This is a genomic window from Streptosporangium sp. NPDC049078 (assembly GCF_040648855.1).
Lineage (GTDB): Bacteria > Actinomycetota > Actinomycetes > Streptosporangiales > Streptosporangiaceae > Streptosporangium.
Genome location: NZ_JBEZEL010000018.1, coordinates 197,773 through 216,242, shown reverse-complemented (window position 1 = coordinate 216,242; position 18,470 = coordinate 197,773). Strand labels below are relative to the sequence as shown.

Genomic DNA, 18,470 nt, shown 5'->3' with positions numbered 1-18,470 from the left:
CGCGAGGCCGGGCCGGGGCGGGCAGGTGGCGCAACCCCGCACCAGCGGGAAGAAACGCGAGACCGTACTCAGGACACCGAAGCGCAGCCCGCGCTTCGGTGACACCGTGACGGACCTTCCGGGCGGTAACGCCCGGATTGCTGATATCCGACTATGGAATCAGTAACGGTCCGGCCTGTCGGCGAGAGCGTGAACAGGCCGGACGATCCTCCCTCGGACGCCGGGAAAACCGTCGCGCAAGATCCGAGCGCTTCTTGAAAACGTTTCAACGACGGCGAAAACGCCGCGTGCCACCCACGGGCACCGTCAACATCACCGCGTCGGACCGAGGGACGAAACCAGTCAAGTAGGACGAAAGTGTCTAAACTCACTAGCGAACCGAAGGTTGTTACGTTTTAATCAGTGCACATGAGCTCGGTGAGCATTAAGGAAGTCGCGACACGCGCCGGGGTCTCCCCAGGAACGGTATCCAACGTGCTCAACTGGCCGGACAAGGTCGCCGAGTCCACCCGCGCCCGGGTTGAGGAGGCCATCCGCGACCTGGGGTTCGTCCGGCACGGTTCGGCCTCCAGCCTGCGCGCCGGGCACAGCCGCACCCTCGGCCTGTCGGTCATCGACATCGGCAACCCCTTCTTCACCGACGTGGCGGCGGGGGTCGAGGATGTGGCCAGCGAGCGCGGGTACGCGGTGATCCTGGGCAACTCCTCGGGCGAGTTCCTCAAGGAGGAGCGCAACCTCCTGGTCTTCGCCGAACAGCGGGTCCGCGGGGTGCTCATCACGCCCGCCGGGGCGAATTTGACCAAAATCGACCAGCTCAAGAAGCGTGGCATCAGCGTGGTCCTGGTGAGCCACCCCGCCGAACACGCCGACCAGTGCTCGGTCGCGGTCAACGACATCGCCGGCGGCTCGCTCGCGGTCTCCCACCTGCTCTCCACCGGAGCCGAGCGGATCGCCTACGTCAGCGGCCCGCACACCATCCGCCAAGGCGCCGACCGCCTGATCGGCGCGGAGCGGGCGCTGACCGCCGCCGGCCGCGACCCCGGGGAGGCACTGCAGGAGATCGCGATGAGCGCGATGAACACCAGGTCGGGGCAGCAGGCGGCGGAGAAGCTGATCTCCGAGGGGCGGCTGCCCGACGCCGTGTTCTGCGCGAACGACCTGCTCGCCCTGGGCATGTTGCGCGGGCTGCTCCAGGCGGGCGTACGGGTCCCCCAGGACGTCTCCCTCATCGGTTACGACGACATCGACTTCGCCTCGGCGTCGACGGTCTCGCTCAGCTCCATCCGGCAGCCGACCCACCGGCTGGGCCGGGTCGCCACCGAGCTGCTGCTGGACGAGTGCGACAACCCCGGCTCGCACGCCCATCAGCAGATCATGTTCCAACCCGAGCTGGTGATCCGCGAGTCGACCCGCTGACCCACCTCACCGGTCACCCTGCCTCACCCTTTTGATCCTGATTCGCCGGCCACTCCGCCCAGCCCTCGGATCGGCTTCACCGCCCTTTGATCCCGCCGCACCGGTGACGACGCGGCCCGGTCAGGAGCGCTTGCGCGCCTCCTTCGCGGCCTGCCTGGCGGCCTCCTTCGCCTCCTTGGCGGCGCGGGCGGCCTCGACCTTGGCACTCGCGGCGTATTTGTCGACGTACTCCTGGCCGGAGAGCTCCATCAGCGCGTACATGATCTCGTCGGTGACGGCGCGCAGGACGAGGCGGTCCTCCTCCATCCCGTAGTAGCGGCTGAAGTCGAGCGGCTTGCCGAACTTCACCCCCGGGCGGATGCCCAGCTTGGGAAGGACGCTGCCCGGGGGCATCATCTCGAAGGTGTTGACCATCGCCCACGGGACGACCGGCACCCGCGCCTCCAGCGCGAGGCGGGCCACCCCGGTCTTGCCCTTGTAGAGGCGGCCGTCATGGGAACGCGTACCCTCGGGATAGATGGCGAGCACGTTCCCCTCGCCGAGGATGCGCTTGCCGGTGCGCAACGCCGCCTCGCTCGCCTTGCCGCCGGAGCGGTCGATGGGCACGGTGCCGACGCCGCTGAAGAAGGCCTTGCTCAACCGCCCCTTGAGACCTCGGCCGGTGAAATAGTCGGACTTGCCGAGAGAGATCACCTTGCGCCGCAGGAACAGCGCCCCGAAGAAGTGGTCGGCGAACGACAGGTGGTTTCCGGCCAGGATCACCGGCCCTTGCTTCGGCACGTTCCCCACACCCTCCACCCAGGGGCGGAAAATCAGATGAAGTAAGGGCGAGAGGATGGCCTTCACCACCCAGTAGAACACTCGATGCTCCTTCGATTGACAGCCGAGAATCTGGAGTTATCCTCCCACTTCAGATCCCGGCCACCTACCCCACCGAACCACCCAAATCGACCTCTCGCAAAACATGTCCCAGTCGTGCGACGATCAGGCGAACCTTACTAGGAGCCGCGATGCCAGTCATGCCCGGTGCGGAGGCGTACCACCATGCGGGAGGACAGATCGGCGTCCTGCTCTGCCACGGATTCACCGGATCGCCGCAGTCGTTGCGCCCCTGGGGCGAATACCTGGCGGCGGCGGGCCTGACGGTGGCGCTGCCGAGGCTGCCCGGCCACGGCACCACCTGGCGGGAGATGGCCCGCACCGGCTGGGAGGACTGGTACGCCGAGCTGGACAAGGCCCTGGCGGACCTGCGCGGCAACTGCGCCGAGGTCTTCGTGATGGGCCTTTCACTGGGCGGGTGCATGGCGCTGCGGCTCGCCGAGGTGCACGGCGACGGAATCAAGGGAGTGGTGGTCGTCAACCCGTCGATCGTCAACGACGTGCCACTGCTCAGACTGGCTCCCCTGCTCAAGTTCGTGGTCGCGTCGGTGCCGGGCGTGGCCGGGGACATCAAGAAGGAGGGGGCGGCCGAGCTCGGCTACACGCGTACGCCGGTCAAGGCCGCGGCCACCCTCCTGCGGCTGTGGTCGCTGACCCGGTCGGAGCTGGGTAAAATCACCCAGCCCGTCCTGGTTTTCCATAGTCCGCAGGATCATGTTGTGAAACCGATGAGTGTGCGTATTCTGCGGGAGAGGCTGACCAAGGGGAATCTGAATGTGGTGGAGCTCGCCGACAGCTACCATGTCGCGACGCTTGACAACGACGCTGAACGGATCTTCGCGGGGAGCCTGGAGTTCATCACCTCGAACGCGTCTGTACCCTTGCAGAGAGACTGATCGCGAGCGGGGGATGCGCGGTCTTCGGGAGAAAGTGATCGACCGATGAGCAACGAGCCCAACTAGGTGACACCTCAAAGCGATGAGGACGAGGTCTGGCGTCAGATCGTCGCGTCCTTCAACGACACCGCCGAGCGCGACTCGGCAGATCAGCCGTGGCCGGACAGCGAGAACCTCCCGGCCGAGCCTCCGCGACGGGTGATCAAGCAATCGGACGAGGAAGACCTCCTGCGTGAGGACGATCCCGCCGACGAGGCCGAAACCGGCACGGAACAGTCCGGCAGCGAGGACGAGGAGGGGCACTACGTGCCTCCGCCCCCACCCCCGCTGCCCAAGACCGACGCCACCACCAAGATCGCATGGCTCGCGCTGTTCGGCGGCCCCGCCTACCTGCTGCTCAGCGCCGCGCTCGGCTGGAACCTGCAGGGATGGATGCTCTTCACCGCGGTCGCGGCGTTCATCGGCGGCTTCGTGGCGCTGGTGGTCCGCATGGGTGACGGCCCGCCCAACGACTCCGGCTGGGACGACGGCGCGGTCATCTGAGCGGCCTGCTGCTCGGTGCGCCCCGAGTCCGCCATTGCTTGGCGCCCTGAGTCGGTGCGCCCCGAGTCCGCTACTGCTTGGTGCGCGCCGATCCGGCACGCGCCGAGTCGCCGAAGCGCTCGATCACGTCGGTGTACTTGCCGGAGGCGTCGACCACGTGGCCGACGGTCCACACGGTGTCGGTGCCCGGCAGGTAGGCCACCGACTGGAGCCGCACCGTCCGGGGAGCGGCGGTCTCAGGGCCGCGCAGCGTCTTGACCTTGCGCCCGTCGTACCGGAGCAGGAAGGCCTCCCCCGGTCGATCCAGATCGACCCCGGAGATCCAGTAGCGGCCCTTGCGGTCGCCCGTCACCCCGTACAGCCGGACGTCTCCCTCGGGGAGGGAGACCCGAGACCACTTCTTGCCGTTCCACGACAGGGCGAGCGGGACGATCCCCCCGTTCTCCCGGTAGACGCCGCCGACGGCGAGGGCCCGCTTGGGGCCGTCGAGGTGGACGTCACGCAGGTAGCCGCCCGGAATCCGGGGGGTCTTGTAGGTCTTCCAGCGCCCACCGGACTGCTTCATGATCAACGGCTTGCCGCCGGTGTCGCCCACCGCCCACCCGTCGCTCTTGCCCGACAGCGCCACCCCGTACAGCGCGCCCTTGTCGGGAAGCTGGGTGAGCTTCCACTTCGAGCCGGTGCCGGTCACGACCATGGGCACCTTGTCGCGCCGCCCGACGGCGACCACCCGGCCCGGAACGGCCGCCACCCCGCCCAGCCAGTCGCCGGCGTGCAGCTTGTCGACGATGACCCTGTCGAAGGACGCCCCGTCTCCCCTCGCCAGGTAGGGGAGGCCGTCGTGCCCCTCGCCGACGGCCCACAGCTCGGTCGGTGAGGCCGCCGCGACCGAGCGCAGCGGCCCGGCGCCGGTCGGGTCGTTGCGGATGCCGACCTCGCTCCACGAGGAGCCGTCCCAGTGGGTGATCGCGCCCCGGCTCTGCCAGACGTCCCAGACACTCTGCTGGCCGACCGCCCACACGCTCGTGGCCGAGACCCCCACCACGTCGGACAGCGACCCGTCACTGCTCAGGCCCGCGCTCACCGGAGCCTGCCACGCCTCGATCGCGGGCGGGCTGACAGGGTCGGCATGGGCTGGGAACGCTTGCGAGGACAGCAGGAGCAGGCCTCCCGCGCAGAGAACCAGCGCACGCCGCGGAAGGCGACGGGTCATGTTTCAAATGGTACGGGGCTCATCCACTCCCCGCGTGCCGGTCTCCTCACTTGACGGGCGCTATCTGGAAAGACGTCCTTTCCCCGTCACGGAAATTTTCCCTGGCACGGAACCGCTCGTCATCCGGGCTCCCTCATAAGACCCACGTCCGGCTCCCCGGGAAGACCCGCGTCCGGCTCCCCGGAAAGGCCCGTATCGGGGTCGTCCCGCGTGGCGCCCCGCGGCCCGCCCACATCGGGTGACCTCACCGGGCCCGTACCGGAGCCGGTACCCGTGGCCGGATCCGGTTGGCCGGTCCCGGGGCGCGAGTGGTCAAGCTCGGCGATCACCGGCAGGTGGTCGGTGGCGGCCACCAGGTCGGCGGGGTCCGCGTCGGCCCCGCCGCAGGAGACCACCGAGAGGCCCTCCACCGCGAAGATCGCGTCGATCCGCTTGTGCGGGCCTTTGGCGGGAAAGGTAAAGCCGTCGCCGCGCGGCGAGACCGGGTAGCAGTCGGTGAGCCGCTCGGTGAGGTGACGCCAGCTCGGCTGACCGGACTGCTCGTTGATGTCTCCCGCCAGCACCGGCAGCGCGTCGAACCGGTCGGCCACCGCCCTCAGCAACCTCACCGCCTCGTCCGCGTGGCGGCGCCGGGCGGTCTCGTCGAGATCCAGATGGACGGAGCCGACGGCGACCCGCCGTCCCCCCGACTCCACCACGGCGATCGCGATGGCGCGCCGCTCCAGGGGAAAGAAGGACTCCAGGAGACGGCCCTCCCCGTGCAGCAGCCGCACCCCGGGGCCGGTCAGCACCGCGACCCCGCCCCTGCGGCGGCCCGCGGCCACGGCGAGCCCGCCGAATGAGGCGAGCCGCCTTCTCCTGCGACGCCAGAACAGGAAACGGGGCGCCTCCTGCACGCAGAGCACGTCGGCGCGGAGCGCGGCGACCACCCGTCCCAGCGCCGGGACGTCGTCCTTCATGGAGCGCACGTTGTAGCTGGCGATCCTGAGCACCCGGCCACCTCGATTCGCGACGCGTGCCGCGAGGATAACCGCGCGCCGCAGGGCATACCAGTCGCCCGCTCCGATTGGCATGCGGGCGACCGGTACGGATGGCGAGGAGGCCGTCAGCGCCTGCGGGCGAGGTCCGCGGCGCCCACCAGGCCCGCCGAGGGGCCGAGTTCGGCGCAGCGGACCTCGGCCAGCGGGCGGTGCCCCCGTCCGCTCAGGTGGGTGTTGAAGAACTCGCGGGTCTCGTCGATCCACAGGTCCGCGGCGCGCGAGACGCCGCCGCCGAGGACGAAGCAGCCCGGGTCGAGGACGGCGGCGAGGTCGGCCAGGCCCTGGCCGATCCAGCGGGCCATCGAGGAGAACGCGGCGAGCGCGGCCGGGTCGCCCTGCCTGGCCGCCTCGGTGACCTCCTGGCCCTCGATCTGGCCGGGCGTTCCTCCGGCGATCTCCAGGAGCTTGACGGCCCGGTCCGGCTCGGCCTCGGCGATCAGCTTGGCCTCCATCACGAGGGCGCTGCCGCTCGCGTACCGCTCCCAGCAGCCGAGGTTGCCGCACCCGCACAGGCGCCCGTCGGGGACCACCTGCATGTGGCCGAGTTCGGCGCCCATGCCCCAGCGCCCCCGGTACAGGGAGCCGTCGAAGACGATGCCTCCGCCGATGCCGGTGCCGACGGTCACGCACACCAGGTGGGTCTCGCCGCGTCCCGCGCCGAACCTCGCCTCGCCCCACGCCATCGCGTTGGCGTCGTTCTCCACCACGACCGGAAGGCCGACCATGTCGGAGACCTTCTTCTGCAGCGCCTCCTCGCGCCAGGCGAGGTTGGGGGCGAAGCGGACAATGGACCTGGTCTCGTCGACGAACCCGGCCGCGCCGAGTCCGACGGCCTCGATCTCCCGGTCCTTGGAGAGCTCCAGGATCACGTCACCGATCGTGTTGGCCACCTGGTCCGGATTCTCCGCCGGGGTGGGCCGCAGAGCATGCTCGATGATCAGGCCGTCCTCGTCGACGACTCCCGCCGCGACCTTCGTACCGCCGATGTCCACACCGATGGTCAGCGCCATTGTCCATTCATCCTCTCCCCCTGGGCTCACCCCAGGTCGATGTGCTCCACGGGGGTGTCTCCTCGCTCGCGCTCGCGCTCCCGCTGTGCGGGCGCGGGCTTGCCGAGTCCGTCGACGGCCGACTTGAAGGCGGCGAACAGCTCGGTGCCCGCCTGCATGAGGTGGTCGGTGACGGCGCCGCCGCCCGACTCACGCTGCGCGGCCATCGCGCGGCAGACGGGGCAGGCCCGGCAGATGTACTCCTCATGCTCCGAGACCGCCTCCTCCCACACGTCCCGCTCTCTTCTTCCGCGCCCGCCACCGGAAAGCGCGCTGCCGACCCCGGTCATCGTGCCCTTGATCAGATTCTTGCGCAGTTCCCTGGTGGCTTTCTGCTGCAGGGTGTCGAAGAGCTTGAACGCCTCCTCGGCGGCGGTGCCCAGCGGGTCCTTGCCCCCCTGGGACCGCTCCTCCCGTACCCGCCGCTCCTCACGCGCCCGCTCGTCGCGCGCACGTTCCTCACGTGCCCGCTCCTCACGCGCTCGTTCTTCGGCGGCGGTGTCCTTCTCCCGGCTCGTGGCCTCGGCGCGGTCGCCCGGCCGGGACCAAGGGGTCCATCCGGCCGCCCGCTCCTCACGCCTGGCCCGGTCGGCGCGCTCGAACCACTCGGCGCGCGCGTCGCGCTCGGCCTGCTCGGCGGGCGAGACCTGCTCGGAACCCGGAGCCTGGCCGGAGCCCGGGGGCCGCTCGGAGGGCGCGGCCTCGGCCACGGTCTCCACCTCGACCACCTCCAGGCGCGCGACCTTCTCGACACGCTCGGCCCGCACGGGCTCCCCCGCGTCCTGCTGTCGCTCGACGGCCTCCACCGGCTCAGCCCGCACAACGGGCTCGACGGGCTCGACGGGCTCAGGCGACCCGGCAGGTCCTCCCCGCGGGGACTCCCCGGCCGGCTCCACGGGCCGGCTCTTCCTGGCCGTCGTCTTCGCCGGTCGGCGGCTCCTCTGAGCCTTGCCCGCGGCCCCCGCGCCCCCGGCGGCCTCGACGTTTCCTGTGCTCTCGGTGCTCTCGGCGCCCCCGGCGCCCCCGATGTCTCCGACCTCGGGCGGCGGCTTCGCGGCGGCACTCTTCCGCGGCTTCCTCGGCGCACGCGGCTTCGGGGTCTTCTCAGCGTCATTCGTGTTATCGGTCATCAGGCCCTCCCGATTCGAACCGTACCCGGAGAAACCCATCTCGGAGCGCGGCGTCCCGCACCGGCCTGCGGGCCAGTGCGGCGGGCAGGGCCAGGACACGGCGGTAGGAACCGGCGTTGACGATCAGCTCGTCGCCCTTGCGCGCCAGATCCACCTCGTCCTTGTCCGCGAGCGGCAGGGCGAGGAACAGCTCGCCGTCGGCGGTGATCCGCAGCGGCGGGTCGACGGAGGGCGGCGCGAAGGGGTCGCTCTCGCCGTACATGGCCTCGGCGACGGTGATGAGGGCGTCGAGGCCGACGGGCTCGGCCTCCAGGTACGGCACGATGTGCACGGGCAGCGGCGCGAACGACTCCTCGACCTCGGCCAGGTGGCGGGCCTGGGCTCGCACCCATCTCTCCCGCCACGGGTCGGCGCCCTCCGCGGGGAAGACACGGTTCGCGACCACCGCGTCCACCCGGTAGCCGTACAGGCTGAGGGAGGTCAGCGTGCGCCGGGCCTCGGCGAGCACGACGGCCTCGGGGGTGAGCACCAGCCGGACGCTCGCGTCGGGTCCGGTGAGCAGTTCGCGAACCTCCAGCAGGCCCCGGTGGAGCCGCTCGCCCGCGCCGATCACGTGGTCTTCCGGCATGCTGACCTGCGCCAGGCGGCGGACCAGCGGGGAGAGGGCGCCGAGCAGCCGCCTGCCGACGGGCAGCAGCCGGTTCACGTGCCAGTCGAGGGCCTCGGGCAGGGCGAGCAGCCGGAGTGTCTCGGCGGTCGGGGCGCAGTCGATGACGATGACGTCCCACAGGCCGGTGCGCGCCTGCTCGCGCAGTTCGAGGAGCGCGATGATCTCCTCGGCGCCGGGCAGCACCGTGATCTCCTCGGCGGTCACCTCGTCGAGGCCGAGCTCGGCGAAGACGCCCCTGGCGTAGTCGCGCAGCTCGCCCCACTGGCGTTCCAGCACCTTCTGGGTGTCGACCTGGTAGAGGGAGAGACCGGGCGCGATCTCCGTGGGCTCCCCGCCCGCGCGCACGCCGAGGGCGTCGGCGAGCGAGTGGGCGGTGTCGGTGGAGACCACCAGGGTCTTGAGCCCGGACCGGGCGGCGAGTGTGGCCGTCGCGGCGGCGGCGGTCGTCTTGCCGACGCCGCCCTTGCCGGTGAAGAGCAGGACCCTGCTCACGCCACCTCCCGGCGGAAGGACGTGGAGCCGCGCTCCGCGCCGTGCCGCGCCTCCCCCACCCTCATGGGGTCTCGACGCGCTTCTTCAGCCCCTTCAGGGCGGTGTCGATGATGACCTTCTCCGCCTTCCGCTTGATCATGCCGATCATCGGGACCTTGAGATCCACGGCGAGCTCGTACGTCACCTCGGTGCCGTTGCCCGCGTCGGCAAGACGATAGCTCCCGGTGAGCCCGGAGACCATCTTTCCGGCCTCGGCGATGCTCCAGTCGACGGACTCCTCACCGTGCCAGGTGTAGCGGAGGGTGTACTCGTCGCTGATCACACCCGCGTCGAGGACGAACCGGACCGTGGCGGGCCGGCCGTCCTCCCCCGTGGACAGGACGCGCGCGGCCTTCACCTGACCGGCCCACTCCGGGTACGAGGGGAAGTCGGCGATGACCGTCATGACGGTCGACCGGTCCGCGCCGATCTTGATGCTGGAGGTGGTGCGATCAGCCATGGGGCAACCGTACTGCCTCACGATCGCCGATGTACGCCCGGCGGGGCCGGGCGTGGCCAGGCGGGGACACCACGACGGCGGTGGACGGTGACGGGCCGGTGACGGGAACCCGACGACGGGAAGCCGTGCCCCCGAGGCGCCCGTCCGGCGCCGGATCGGCTAAAGCTCCAGCACGTAGGGGACGCCTTTGTTTCTGAAGTGCCCCACGTTGAGGCATTCGGTCCTGCCGATCCGGGTGCGGGCGGCCAGGGGCTGGTGGACGTGGCCGAACAGGGCGTAGCGCGGCTGGGTCCGTCTGATCAGCTCCAGGGTGGCCTCGCTGCCCCGCTCGAAGCGCCGGGCGACCACGTCGTAGAGCAGTTCGGGGATCGCGGGAGGGATGTGGCAGCAGAGCACGTCGACCTCGCCGACGGCCTCGACCTTGCGGGCGAACTCCTCGTCGTCGATCTCGTACGGGGTCCGGTACTGGGTGCGCAGCCCGCCCCCCACGAAGCCGAACCGCAGCCCCCCGATCTCCACGGTCTCGCCGTCGAGCACCCGGTGCCCCTCCCTGACGTACTCCGGCCAGTAGACCGGCAGGTCCACGTTGCCGTAGGTGATGTACGCGGGGGTCGGCATCGCGGCGAAGATCTCGCCGTACTGCCGCCGGACGGAGCGCTCGATGTGGTCGCGCGGGTCGCCCTCCAGCGAGGCCCACAGCGCGGAGGACATGGCCCGTGCCTCCTCGAACCGCTTGGCCGTACGCAGCGCGATGAACTCCCCCGCCCGCTCGGCCCCGAAGAGCTCGGCGAAGATGCCCTGGGAGTGGTCCTCGTAGTCGACGAACAGGATGAGGTCGCCCAGGCAGATGAGCGCGTCGGCGCCGTCTCCCGCGCGGGCCAGCGCGTCGGCTCTTCCGTGTACGTCACTGACGACGTGAACCCGCATGTCAGGCATCCTCACCACCAACGAGTAGGGCCATATGGGACGAATCTCGCAGGGCGCGAGCCCGGCGTGCAGGCGTACGGCGCGGCCGACGGTCCGCTGTGACGGTACTTGCTACGGTGAAATCAGTCTTCATAACGCCTGGGTGACGAATTTACCCACACGTAACTTATCGCGATAACTTCCAGACAGCCCATCGATCGTGCGTCTCCAGGAGTGACCCGTGCGCGAGTACAGCGTCCCCGTGCTGGTGGATGTCCCCGCCTCCGCCAACCTCACCGACACCGTGTTCCGCCGCGCGAAGGAGGAGCCCGACGTCGTCGCCCTGCGGCGCAAGGTGGGCGACGACTGGATCGCCGTCACCGCCCGTGAGTTCCGCGACCAGGTCGCCGGGGTGGCCAAGGGCCTGATCGCGGCCGGGGTGGAGCCCGGCGACCGGGTGGCCCTGATGTCGCGCACCCGCTACGAGTGGACCGTGATCGACTACGCGATCTGGACCGCGGGCGCGGTGGGCGTGCCGATCTACGAGTCCTCCTCCGCCGACCAGGTCGCCTGGATCATCTCCGACAGCGGCGCGAAGGCCGTGTTCGCCGAGTTGGAGTCGCACGAGGAGACGATCCGCGAGGACGCGTCCGGCCTGCCCGGCCTCAAGAACGTCTGGCGCATCGAGGGCGGTGCCCTGGAGGAGCTCACCGCGCTCGGCGCCGAGGTCTCCGACGAGACGCTCGCGGAGCGCAGGTCGAGTCGCGGCATCGCCGACCTGGCGACCATCGTCTACACCTCGGGGACCACCGGCAGGCCCAAGGGCTGCAGCCTCACCCACGACAACCTGCTGTTCACCGCGAGGAACGTCGCGAAAGGCCCGCTGGAGCGGCTGTTCGTCGTGGAGGAGAGGGCGGCGCTGCTCTTCCTGCCGCTCGCGCACGTCTTCGCCCGCATCATCGAGATCGTGCTGATCGAGACGGCCACGATCCTCGCGCACACCCCCAACATGAAGAACGTCGCCCCCGACCTGCAGGCCTTCAAACCCACGTTCCTGCTGGGCGTGCCCCGTGTGTTCGAGAAGGTCTACAACGGCGCCGAGCAGAAGGCGACCGCCGAGGGCAAGGGGAAGATCTTCCACGCCGCGGCCGACACCGCCGTCGCCTGGAGCAGGGCCGAGTCGGCGGGTGGCGCGGGGCTGGGCCTTCGGCTCAAGCACACCCTGTTCGACAAGCTCGTCTACGGCAAGATCCGCGCCGCGACCGGAGGCAGGCTGACGACGGCGGTGTCCGGCGGCTCCGCCCTCGGCGAGCGGCTCGGCCACTTCTTCCGCGGCGTGGGCATCGAGACCCTGGAGGGCTGGGGCCTCACCGAGACCTCCGCGCCGTCCTCGGTCAACATGCCGGGAGCCAACAAGATCGGCACCGTCGGCAAGCCGTTCCCCGGCGTCACCATCGGCATCGGCGACGACGGCGAGGTGCTCGTCAAGGGCCGCCACGTCTTCAAGGGCTACTGGAACAACGAGGCGGCCACCGCGGAGGCGATCGACGCGGACGGCTGGTTCCACACCGGCGACATCGGCGAGCTCGACAAGGACGGCTATCTCCGCATCACCGGCAGGAAGAAGGAGATCATCGTCACCGCCGCGGGCAAGAACGTCGCCCCGGCCCCGATGGAGGACCACATCCGGGCCCACCCGCTGATCAGCCAGGCGATGGTGGTCGGCGACGACAGGCCGTTCGTCGCGGCGCTCATCACGCTCGACGTCGAGGCCCTGGAGCAGTGGAAGGCCGCCAACGACAGGACCGGCGCTGACCTCGCCACCCTCAGCTCCGATCCGGCGATCGTCGCCGAGGTGCAGAAGGCGGTGGACGGCGCCAACAGGTCCGTCTCCAAGGCCGAGCAGATCAAGAAGTTCGTCATCCTCGACCTCGACATCAACGAGGAGAGCGGGCACCTCACTCCGACCCTGAAGATCAAGCGCAATATCGTGATGCGCGACTTCGCCAAGCAGGTCGAATCCCTCTACGGCTGATCTTCACGGCCCCGCTTACAACCGGATGCCCGCTGGGGCCTCTCACGAGAGGTCCCCGTCGAATCCCTCCACGGCTGAGAGGTCCGCGCGGCCCCGCTTACGGCCGGGTGCCCATCTGAGACCTCTCGCGAGGAGTCTCAGCGGGATCCCTTCACGACCCCAGGACCGCGTGTCTCTCCACCGCCAGAGGTCTCAGCGGCCCCTGCACGGCCAGGAGGCAGGTCCTCCCGTCAGGGGGTCTCCGCCGGTTCCAGGAGGCGCGCGAAGCGGGAGGCCGCGAGGTCCCAGCTCCACTCGCGCGCCACCCACTCGCGCCCGCGTTCCCCCATGGCACGCGCCCCGGCCCCGTCCTTGAGCAGGCCGATCAGGGCCGCCTCGACCTCCCGCGGGCGGGTGCCGTCGACGACCAGGCCCGTCTCCCCGCGCAGTACGGCGTCGGGGGCGCCGCCCGAGGAGCCGGCCACCACGGGCAGGCCGCTCGCGGAGGCCTCCAGGTAGACGATGCCGAGCCCTTCCACGTCGACGCCGCCCAGTCGGGTGCGGCACGGCATCGCGAACACGTCGCCCGCGGCGAGGTAGCCGGGCAGCTCGGCCTCGGACACGGGGCCGGTCATCCTGACCGAGCCGCCCAGCGGCCGGGCCAGCCGCTCCAGGGTCCTGCGGTACGGGCCCCCGCCGACGATGAGGAGCACCGCGCCGGGCACGTCCCTGAGCACGCCGGGCCAGGCCCGCAGGAGCGTGTCCTGCCCCTTGCGCGGCACCAGCCTGGACAGGCAGACCACCACCGGCCGCTCTCCCAGTCCGAGTCTCGCGCGCACCCGCCCTCCCCCGGCCCCCGGGTGGAAGACCTCGGTGTCGACGCCGGGAGCGAGCCGGACCAGCTTGTCCTCGGCTATCACCCCGGCCAGCCTGCGCCGGGTGTACTCCCCCAGATAGGTGACCACGTCCGCGCTCGCCCCGATCCTGGCGAGCACCTGGCGTCCGACCGGGATCCCGGTCCAGCCCGCCTCGTGGCCGTGGGTGACCATGACGACGCGGTGGGCCCCGGCCTCGCGCATCCTGGGCGCGATCAGCCCGAGCGGCGCCGCCGCCCCGAAGACCACGGTGTCGCACCCGAACTCGGCGACCAGCTCGGCGGCCCGGCGGGCGACGGCGGGCGTGGGCAGCATCAGCGAGGTGGGGTGTCGTACGACGGGGTACGGCTGGCGCAGGTCGAAGGCCGCGCTGCCGGTCCACCGGGGCGCGTAGACGACGACCGAGCCGGGCGGGCGTCGGGCGACGAGGCCGTACACGAACGACTGGATCCCTCCGGCGCGGGGCGGGAAGTCGTTCGTGACGACCAGCGTGCGGCTCACGGCTCGGGGAGGCCGTTCAGCCCGGCCCAGGAGCGTGCCATGGCGATGCGCTGCGGTGCCGTGGGATGCGATACATAAAGTACATACTCAACGAAATCGGGCGATAAATCCGAAATATTGGTTAATGCCAGCCGTTTCTGCATGGCCACGAACGTCGCGGGATCCCTCGTCAGGTCGAGCGCGTGCAGATCCGCGCGGGCCTCGATATGCCTGCTCACCAGGTTCTGGGCCGGCCCCGACAGGACCGTGGCCAGGCTCAGCACCCCCATCACCAGCCCCACCGCCCTCGGGTCGCCGATTGAGGTGACCCCGGCCCTGCGCCGCACGCCTCCCGCCGAGGTCACCACGTACAGCAGGCACGCCCCGAACGCCGCGCCCAGGCCGCCGACGAGGGTGCCCCACAGCACGTCGTCCGCCTTGGCGTGGCCCAGCTCGTGCGCGACCACCAGCTCGACCTCGTCGGCGGGCGCGCGCAGCAGCGTGTCGTAGACCACGATCCTGCGGGTCGCGCCGAATCCGGAGACGTACGCGTTGAGCGCGGTGGTCCGCCGGGAGGCGTCGGCGACGAGCACGTTCTCGACCGGCACGCCGTCCCTGTCGGCCATCGCGAGCAGGTCGTCGCGCAGTGGCCCGGCCTCCAGCGGCCTGAAGTCGTTGAAGACCGGTTCGATGAGCACCGGGTAGGCGAAAGAGGCCGCGACGGTCAGGACGAACGCCCCGGCCGCCGCGGGGATCCACCAGCGCCGGTAGCGTCGCGCCAGGCCGATCACCGCCACCACCATGATCGCGGTCAGCCCGGCGCCGATGCCGGTGCTCTTGGCCCGGTCCGCCGCCCACGCGGGCCAGGCCTGGGTGGACAGCCCGAAGTCGCGCAGGTAGCCCTCCGACCACATCCCCAGGGGCCAGCGCAGGATCGCCACGGCCACCGACAGCGCCAGCACGCCGAGCAACGTCCGCAGCCACCACGGCCCCGGCAGCCGGTCGACGAGCCGCGCGCCCAGCGGGGTGGCGATCAGCACCCCCGCCACGACCAGCGTCAGGCCGAGCGACAGGTAGCCGGGAAGGCTGACCAGCGCGTCGAACGTCTCGGCCCTGGCGATCTGCTCGGCGGTGAAGTCGCGGGCCGGATCGGGGGTGACGGGCGGAGCTCCGTCGGGCAGCACGCTCCAGGGCGTGGTGAACGCCACGACCGCCAGCGTGACCGCCCCCAGGCCGGCCGTCGCCCATCCCGCCGACCGCACGCCCGAGGGCGCGTCCTTCGTGCTCAGCGTCACGTGAGTTCCTTCCCGAGGTAGTCGCGCCAGGATGCGGTGAACTCGGCCGGCGACAGGCCGAGCGCGCTCCCGACATCGCTACCGTAGAGCCTCACCAGCGCCTTCTCCCCGAAGCGCTCCGCGACGAACCGGCAGGCGAGCCACGCCTCCTCGTACGCCTGCGCGAGCCTCGGCGCCCCGGGGGCGAAGTCGGCCGGTCCCGGCAGACGCTCGGGCAGGACGCCCGCGCGCACCTCGGTGGCCAGCTCGGCGGCGGCCGTACGCACCGCGATCCCGGCGTCGCGGTAGCCCACGTAGTCGGCGAAGCCCTCCGACAGCCACATCGGCACCCGGCCACCACGGGTCGCGCCGGTGGCCACGTGGGCGAGCTCGTGGGTGATCACCACGTCCCTGCCGGTCTCGGTGAGCCTGGCGTATCCCGAGGGCAGGACGATCACCCGGTCCGCGGTCGCCATCGCGGCCAGGCCGCGGGTGCTGCCGGCTCCGGCGAGCGTCGCGGCCTCGGCGTCGCCGGCGGGAAAGAGGATCACCGCGGGAACCGGCCCCCAGATCTCCGCGATCGTCGCGCGGGCGCGGTCGGCCCTCGCCGCCAGATCCCGCAGGACGGCGTCGGGGACGCCGTGGCCGATCACGAGGGAGTGCTCGCCCCTGACGGTGACGGCGGCACCCGGCCACAGGTCGCGGAGGTCGCCCGGGTCCCGGAGGAGGCGCCGGGCGTCGTACGGGCCGTGCGGGAGGAGCGGTGCGGCTCCGGCCAGGAGGGGGCCCGTCCCGGCGAACGGACCGGCGCTCATCAGCGCCAGCATCCCGGCGAGCACGGCGCGGCGCCCTTTCGGGACGGACATACGAGCCGATGGTACTTGACCGGCATCTCGACCGGCATGGAGCGGCCCCGGCCCTCCTGGTGGAGGGCCGGGGCCGCTTTTCCGTGCTCGGGCGTGTGCTTTCGGCACGTGCTTTCGACGCGCCTCCGGCGTGTGCCCGGACGCGGGCTCGGGCTCCCGTACTCGGGCGCGGTGCTCAGGCACCGTGCCCGGGTCCGGCGCTCGGGCGCCGTGCTCGGGTCCGGCACCCGGGTTCGGAGTTCGGGAGCCGCGCTCGACGCGGTCCCGGGTCCCCCACCCGGGCTCAGGCTCCGGGTCGTGCCGCTCCGGCGAAGGAGGACTTGTAGTAGCCCGCCAGCTTCACGACACGAACCGTCTTGCCACTGCTCGGCGAGTGGACCATCCTGCCCTTGCCGACGTACATGCCGACGTGGCCCTTCCCGCTGAAGAACATCAGGTCACCGGGGCGCAGTTTGCTCCACGAGACCTTCTTCTTGATCGCCCTGTACTGGCTGTGGGTGACCCTGGGGAGGGACACACCCGCCTTCTTCCAGGCGTACCGGACGAGCCCCGAGCAGTCGAACGCTCCGGGCCCGGAGGCTCCCCAGCGGTAAGGGGTGCCGATCTGCTTCTTGGCCGTCGAGACCGCCTTACCGGCCCGTACCTTCTGTCGTGCCGCCTTGCTCATCTTGGCCTTGGCCTTGGCCTTCACCTTGGCCTTCGCCGTGGCTGTGGCCGAGGCCTGAGTGACGGTCTTGGTGGTGCTTTCGGTCTTCTCAGAGACGCCGGCCGCGCTGTTGACCAGGATCTCGGGGGGACCGTCCGCCGCCTGCGCCGCCGTGGGCCCGAGGGTGACCGCTCCGGCTGAGGCGGTCAACGTGAGGGCGATACCGCCGAGGGAAAGGCGGAAAAGGCGCGACAGACGAGGGTTGTGCAGGGTGCTGGACAGGATTTCTCCTTGGGGCTTCCACTGATGCCTACCGGGTTAGCTGACGGATTCGGGCTTGGAAGATGCCCTACGGCATAAACATGCCGATTCACCCCTGGCCGCAGCGTGCTGGGCCTTTTGGGTCCCCGGTTCCATGCCTCCTGGCTGCATGGATTCGGCGGGCCGCCGCAATGATCTCCGCCCCCGGGTGGGGGCACGGCGGCCGGCTGGATTCTTATAAGGGAACCGGCCCGAAGACCGACATTCACCGCGACGGCGTGGCTTGCACGTCGCGACGCCAGAAGTTACCCCGATCCCCAACGTTCGGCAAAGCATTCCCCAAATCCGGGAGGGCCGGCCCCCTTCTTGATCTTACTGTTATCCCTGCTTAATGGCCATTTATGCTAATGAGATATGACCCTCGTCACATCCTTCGCATCACGCCCGGCAAATCACGGTTTCGTAATGTTCGTCACACTCATCGTGATCCACCGATGATGGACCGTTCCCGGACGGTCGGCCGGACGCTCTCAGCGCCTGACACAGGTGTAGGCCCCGTAGATCGACTGCTGGAAGTCCGCCTCGACGATCTCGAAGCCGACGGCGTCCAGCATTGGTTCGAGCAGCCATCTGAAGGTGCTGTACTCGGTGCGCAGATGCTCGGCGTAGTCCTCGCGCGTGTAGCCGAGCGCGGGGTCGTCCGCCGCGCCGTCGAGCCAGCGGCCGAACACGGCGTCGGCCTCGTCCGGCCGGAAGTCGAAGATCAGGTCACGCAGGCGCAGGACGCCCCCCGGCCGTACGATCCGCGCGACGCGGTCGAGCGCGACGGCCTTCCAGAGGTCGGGGAGCTGATGGAGTGCGTGGCGGGTGTAGACCGCGTCGGCGGGCGGCCCGGTGTGCTCGTAGGACAGGAAGCCCGCCCGCACGCACTCGACCGCGGAGAGCCTGTTCTCGGCGGCACGGGCGGCCAGGAAGTCGTGCATCGCCGGGGAGACGTCCACCGCCACCACCCGCGAGAACCGCCGCGCCGCGGCCAGGGCGAACTGTCCGGTCCCCGCGCCGAACTCCACCACCGTCGCGCTCTCCCCCACGCCGTGCCTCGCGAGCACGGCGAGGTCCTCTTCGGGGTCGGGCCTGCCCTGCTTCCGGTCGAACCCGGCGACGAACGCGGCGTCGAGGTGCTCAGGTCCGGCGTACGCGAGCTCGTCGGGTATCCATGGTTTGATCATGTTCCGATGCTCGCAGCAGCACCGCGCCCGGCACATCCGGTTTTTTCCGGCGCCCCACCCCACCCGGCGCGGGAGCCTCGCCGTCGCCTCGC

Annotated in this window: 17 protein-coding genes and 1 riboswitch; of the genes, 4 read left to right on the top strand and 13 right to left on the bottom strand. The window is 70.6% G+C overall.

Going from position 1 to position 18,470, the window contains the following annotated elements; genetic code table 11:
- Nucleotides 1–408: 408 nt before the first annotated feature.
- Nucleotides 409–1,416 carry a LacI family DNA-binding transcriptional regulator gene (locus AB0B90_RS29565; RefSeq protein ID WP_362925838.1) on the top strand — a complete coding sequence of 336 codons (1,008 nt, stop codon included), beginning with the start codon at nucleotides 409–411 and terminating at the stop codon, nucleotides 1,414–1,416.
- A gap of 120 nt (nucleotides 1,417–1,536) precedes the next feature.
- On the opposite strand, the gene AB0B90_RS29560 is transcribed toward AB0B90_RS29565, so the two are convergent.
- Nucleotides 1,537–2,277: a lysophospholipid acyltransferase family protein gene (locus tag AB0B90_RS29560; protein ID WP_350947499.1), complete on the bottom strand. Its 741-nt coding sequence runs from the start codon at nucleotides 2,275–2,277 to the stop codon at nucleotides 1,537–1,539.
- Nucleotides 2,278–2,426: 149 nt separating this feature from the next.
- Here AB0B90_RS29560 and AB0B90_RS29555 point away from each other — a divergent pair, with 149 nt between their 5' ends.
- Entirely contained in the window at nucleotides 2,427–3,191 is a 765-nt protein-coding gene (locus AB0B90_RS29555; protein WP_350947498.1) for an alpha/beta fold hydrolase, read from the top strand.
- 66 nt (nucleotides 3,192–3,257) lie between these two features.
- Nucleotides 3,258–3,734 (top strand): hypothetical protein, encoded by a 477-nt coding sequence (locus tag AB0B90_RS29550; RefSeq protein WP_362925837.1) that lies wholly within the window; start codon nucleotides 3,258–3,260, stop codon nucleotides 3,732–3,734.
- 70 nt (nucleotides 3,735–3,804) lie between these two features.
- Here AB0B90_RS29550 and AB0B90_RS29545 read toward each other — a convergent pair whose 3' ends face one another.
- The 7 genes from AB0B90_RS29545 to AB0B90_RS29515 form a co-directional block, all read right to left on the bottom strand.
- On the bottom strand, nucleotides 3,805–4,947 hold the full coding sequence (locus AB0B90_RS29545) for a hypothetical protein (protein WP_350947496.1): 1,143 nt from the start codon (nucleotides 4,945–4,947) through the stop codon (nucleotides 3,805–3,807).
- A 119-nt stretch (nucleotides 4,948–5,066) separates the two neighbouring features.
- Nucleotides 5,067–6,020: an endonuclease/exonuclease/phosphatase family protein gene (locus AB0B90_RS29540; RefSeq protein WP_350947495.1), complete on the bottom strand. Its 954-nt coding sequence runs from the start codon at nucleotides 6,018–6,020 to the stop codon at nucleotides 5,067–5,069.
- 32 nt (nucleotides 6,021–6,052) lie between these two features.
- The gene (locus AB0B90_RS29535; protein WP_362925836.1) at nucleotides 6,053–6,997 is read right to left on the bottom strand and encodes an ROK family glucokinase; all 945 of its coding nucleotides are present in this window, start codon (nucleotides 6,995–6,997) and stop codon (nucleotides 6,053–6,055) included.
- A 26-nt stretch (nucleotides 6,998–7,023) separates the two neighbouring features.
- Nucleotides 7,024–8,166: a hypothetical protein gene (locus AB0B90_RS29530; protein WP_362925835.1), complete on the bottom strand. Its 1,143-nt coding sequence runs from the start codon at nucleotides 8,164–8,166 to the stop codon at nucleotides 7,024–7,026.
- The gene (locus AB0B90_RS29525; protein WP_350947492.1) at nucleotides 8,156–9,328 is read right to left on the bottom strand and encodes an ArsA family ATPase; all 1,173 of its coding nucleotides are present in this window, start codon (nucleotides 9,326–9,328) and stop codon (nucleotides 8,156–8,158) included. The genes AB0B90_RS29530 and AB0B90_RS29525 overlap by 11 nt, the downstream gene beginning before the upstream one ends.
- 61 nt (nucleotides 9,329–9,389) lie before the next feature.
- A complete protein-coding gene (locus AB0B90_RS29520) occupies nucleotides 9,390–9,827 on the bottom strand; it encodes an SRPBCC family protein (RefSeq protein ID WP_350947491.1) in 438 nt (145 codons plus the stop codon).
- Between the two features lie 159 nt (nucleotides 9,828–9,986).
- Nucleotides 9,987–10,754, bottom strand: coding sequence for a metallophosphoesterase (locus AB0B90_RS29515; RefSeq protein ID WP_350947490.1), 768 nt, complete (start codon nucleotides 10,752–10,754; stop codon nucleotides 9,987–9,989).
- A gap of 220 nt (nucleotides 10,755–10,974) precedes the next feature.
- Between AB0B90_RS29515 and AB0B90_RS29510 the strand changes: the two genes are divergently transcribed.
- The gene (locus tag AB0B90_RS29510; protein ID WP_350947489.1) at nucleotides 10,975–12,768 is read left to right on the top strand and encodes a long-chain fatty acid--CoA ligase; all 1,794 of its coding nucleotides are present in this window, start codon (nucleotides 10,975–10,977) and stop codon (nucleotides 12,766–12,768) included.
- 230 nt (nucleotides 12,769–12,998) lie between these two features.
- Here the strand turns inward: AB0B90_RS29510 and AB0B90_RS29505 are convergent, their stop codons facing one another.
- The 5 genes from AB0B90_RS29505 to AB0B90_RS29485 all read right to left on the bottom strand — a co-directional run bounded on the left by AB0B90_RS29505 (nucleotide 12,999) and on the right by AB0B90_RS29485 (nucleotide 18,378).
- The gene (locus AB0B90_RS29505; RefSeq protein ID WP_350947488.1) at nucleotides 12,999–14,123 is read right to left on the bottom strand and encodes a glycosyltransferase family 4 protein; all 1,125 of its coding nucleotides are present in this window, start codon (nucleotides 14,121–14,123) and stop codon (nucleotides 12,999–13,001) included.
- Nucleotides 14,120–15,397, bottom strand: coding sequence for a M48 family metallopeptidase (locus tag AB0B90_RS29500; protein WP_362925834.1), 1,278 nt, complete (start codon nucleotides 15,395–15,397; stop codon nucleotides 14,120–14,122). The genes AB0B90_RS29505 and AB0B90_RS29500 overlap by 4 nt, the downstream gene beginning before the upstream one ends.
- Nucleotides 15,394–16,242, bottom strand: a complete 849-nt coding sequence (locus AB0B90_RS29495; protein ID WP_350947486.1) for a hypothetical protein — start codon at nucleotides 16,240–16,242, stop codon at nucleotides 15,394–15,396. Before AB0B90_RS29495 ends, AB0B90_RS29500 begins: the two co-directional genes overlap by 4 nt.
- A 283-nt stretch (nucleotides 16,243–16,525) precedes the next feature.
- Nucleotides 16,526–17,098, bottom strand: coding sequence for a C40 family peptidase (locus AB0B90_RS29490; protein ID WP_362925833.1), 573 nt, complete (start codon nucleotides 17,096–17,098; stop codon nucleotides 16,526–16,528).
- Nucleotides 17,099–17,180: 82 nt separating this feature from the next.
- A riboswitch (cyclic di-AMP (ydaO/yuaA leader) is annotated at nucleotides 17,181–17,340 on the bottom strand.
- A gap of 339 nt (nucleotides 17,341–17,679) precedes the next feature.
- Nucleotides 17,680–18,378 (bottom strand): class I SAM-dependent methyltransferase, encoded by a 699-nt coding sequence (locus AB0B90_RS29485; RefSeq protein WP_350947484.1) that lies wholly within the window; start codon nucleotides 18,376–18,378, stop codon nucleotides 17,680–17,682.
- Between the last annotated feature and the right edge of the window lie 92 nt (nucleotides 18,379–18,470).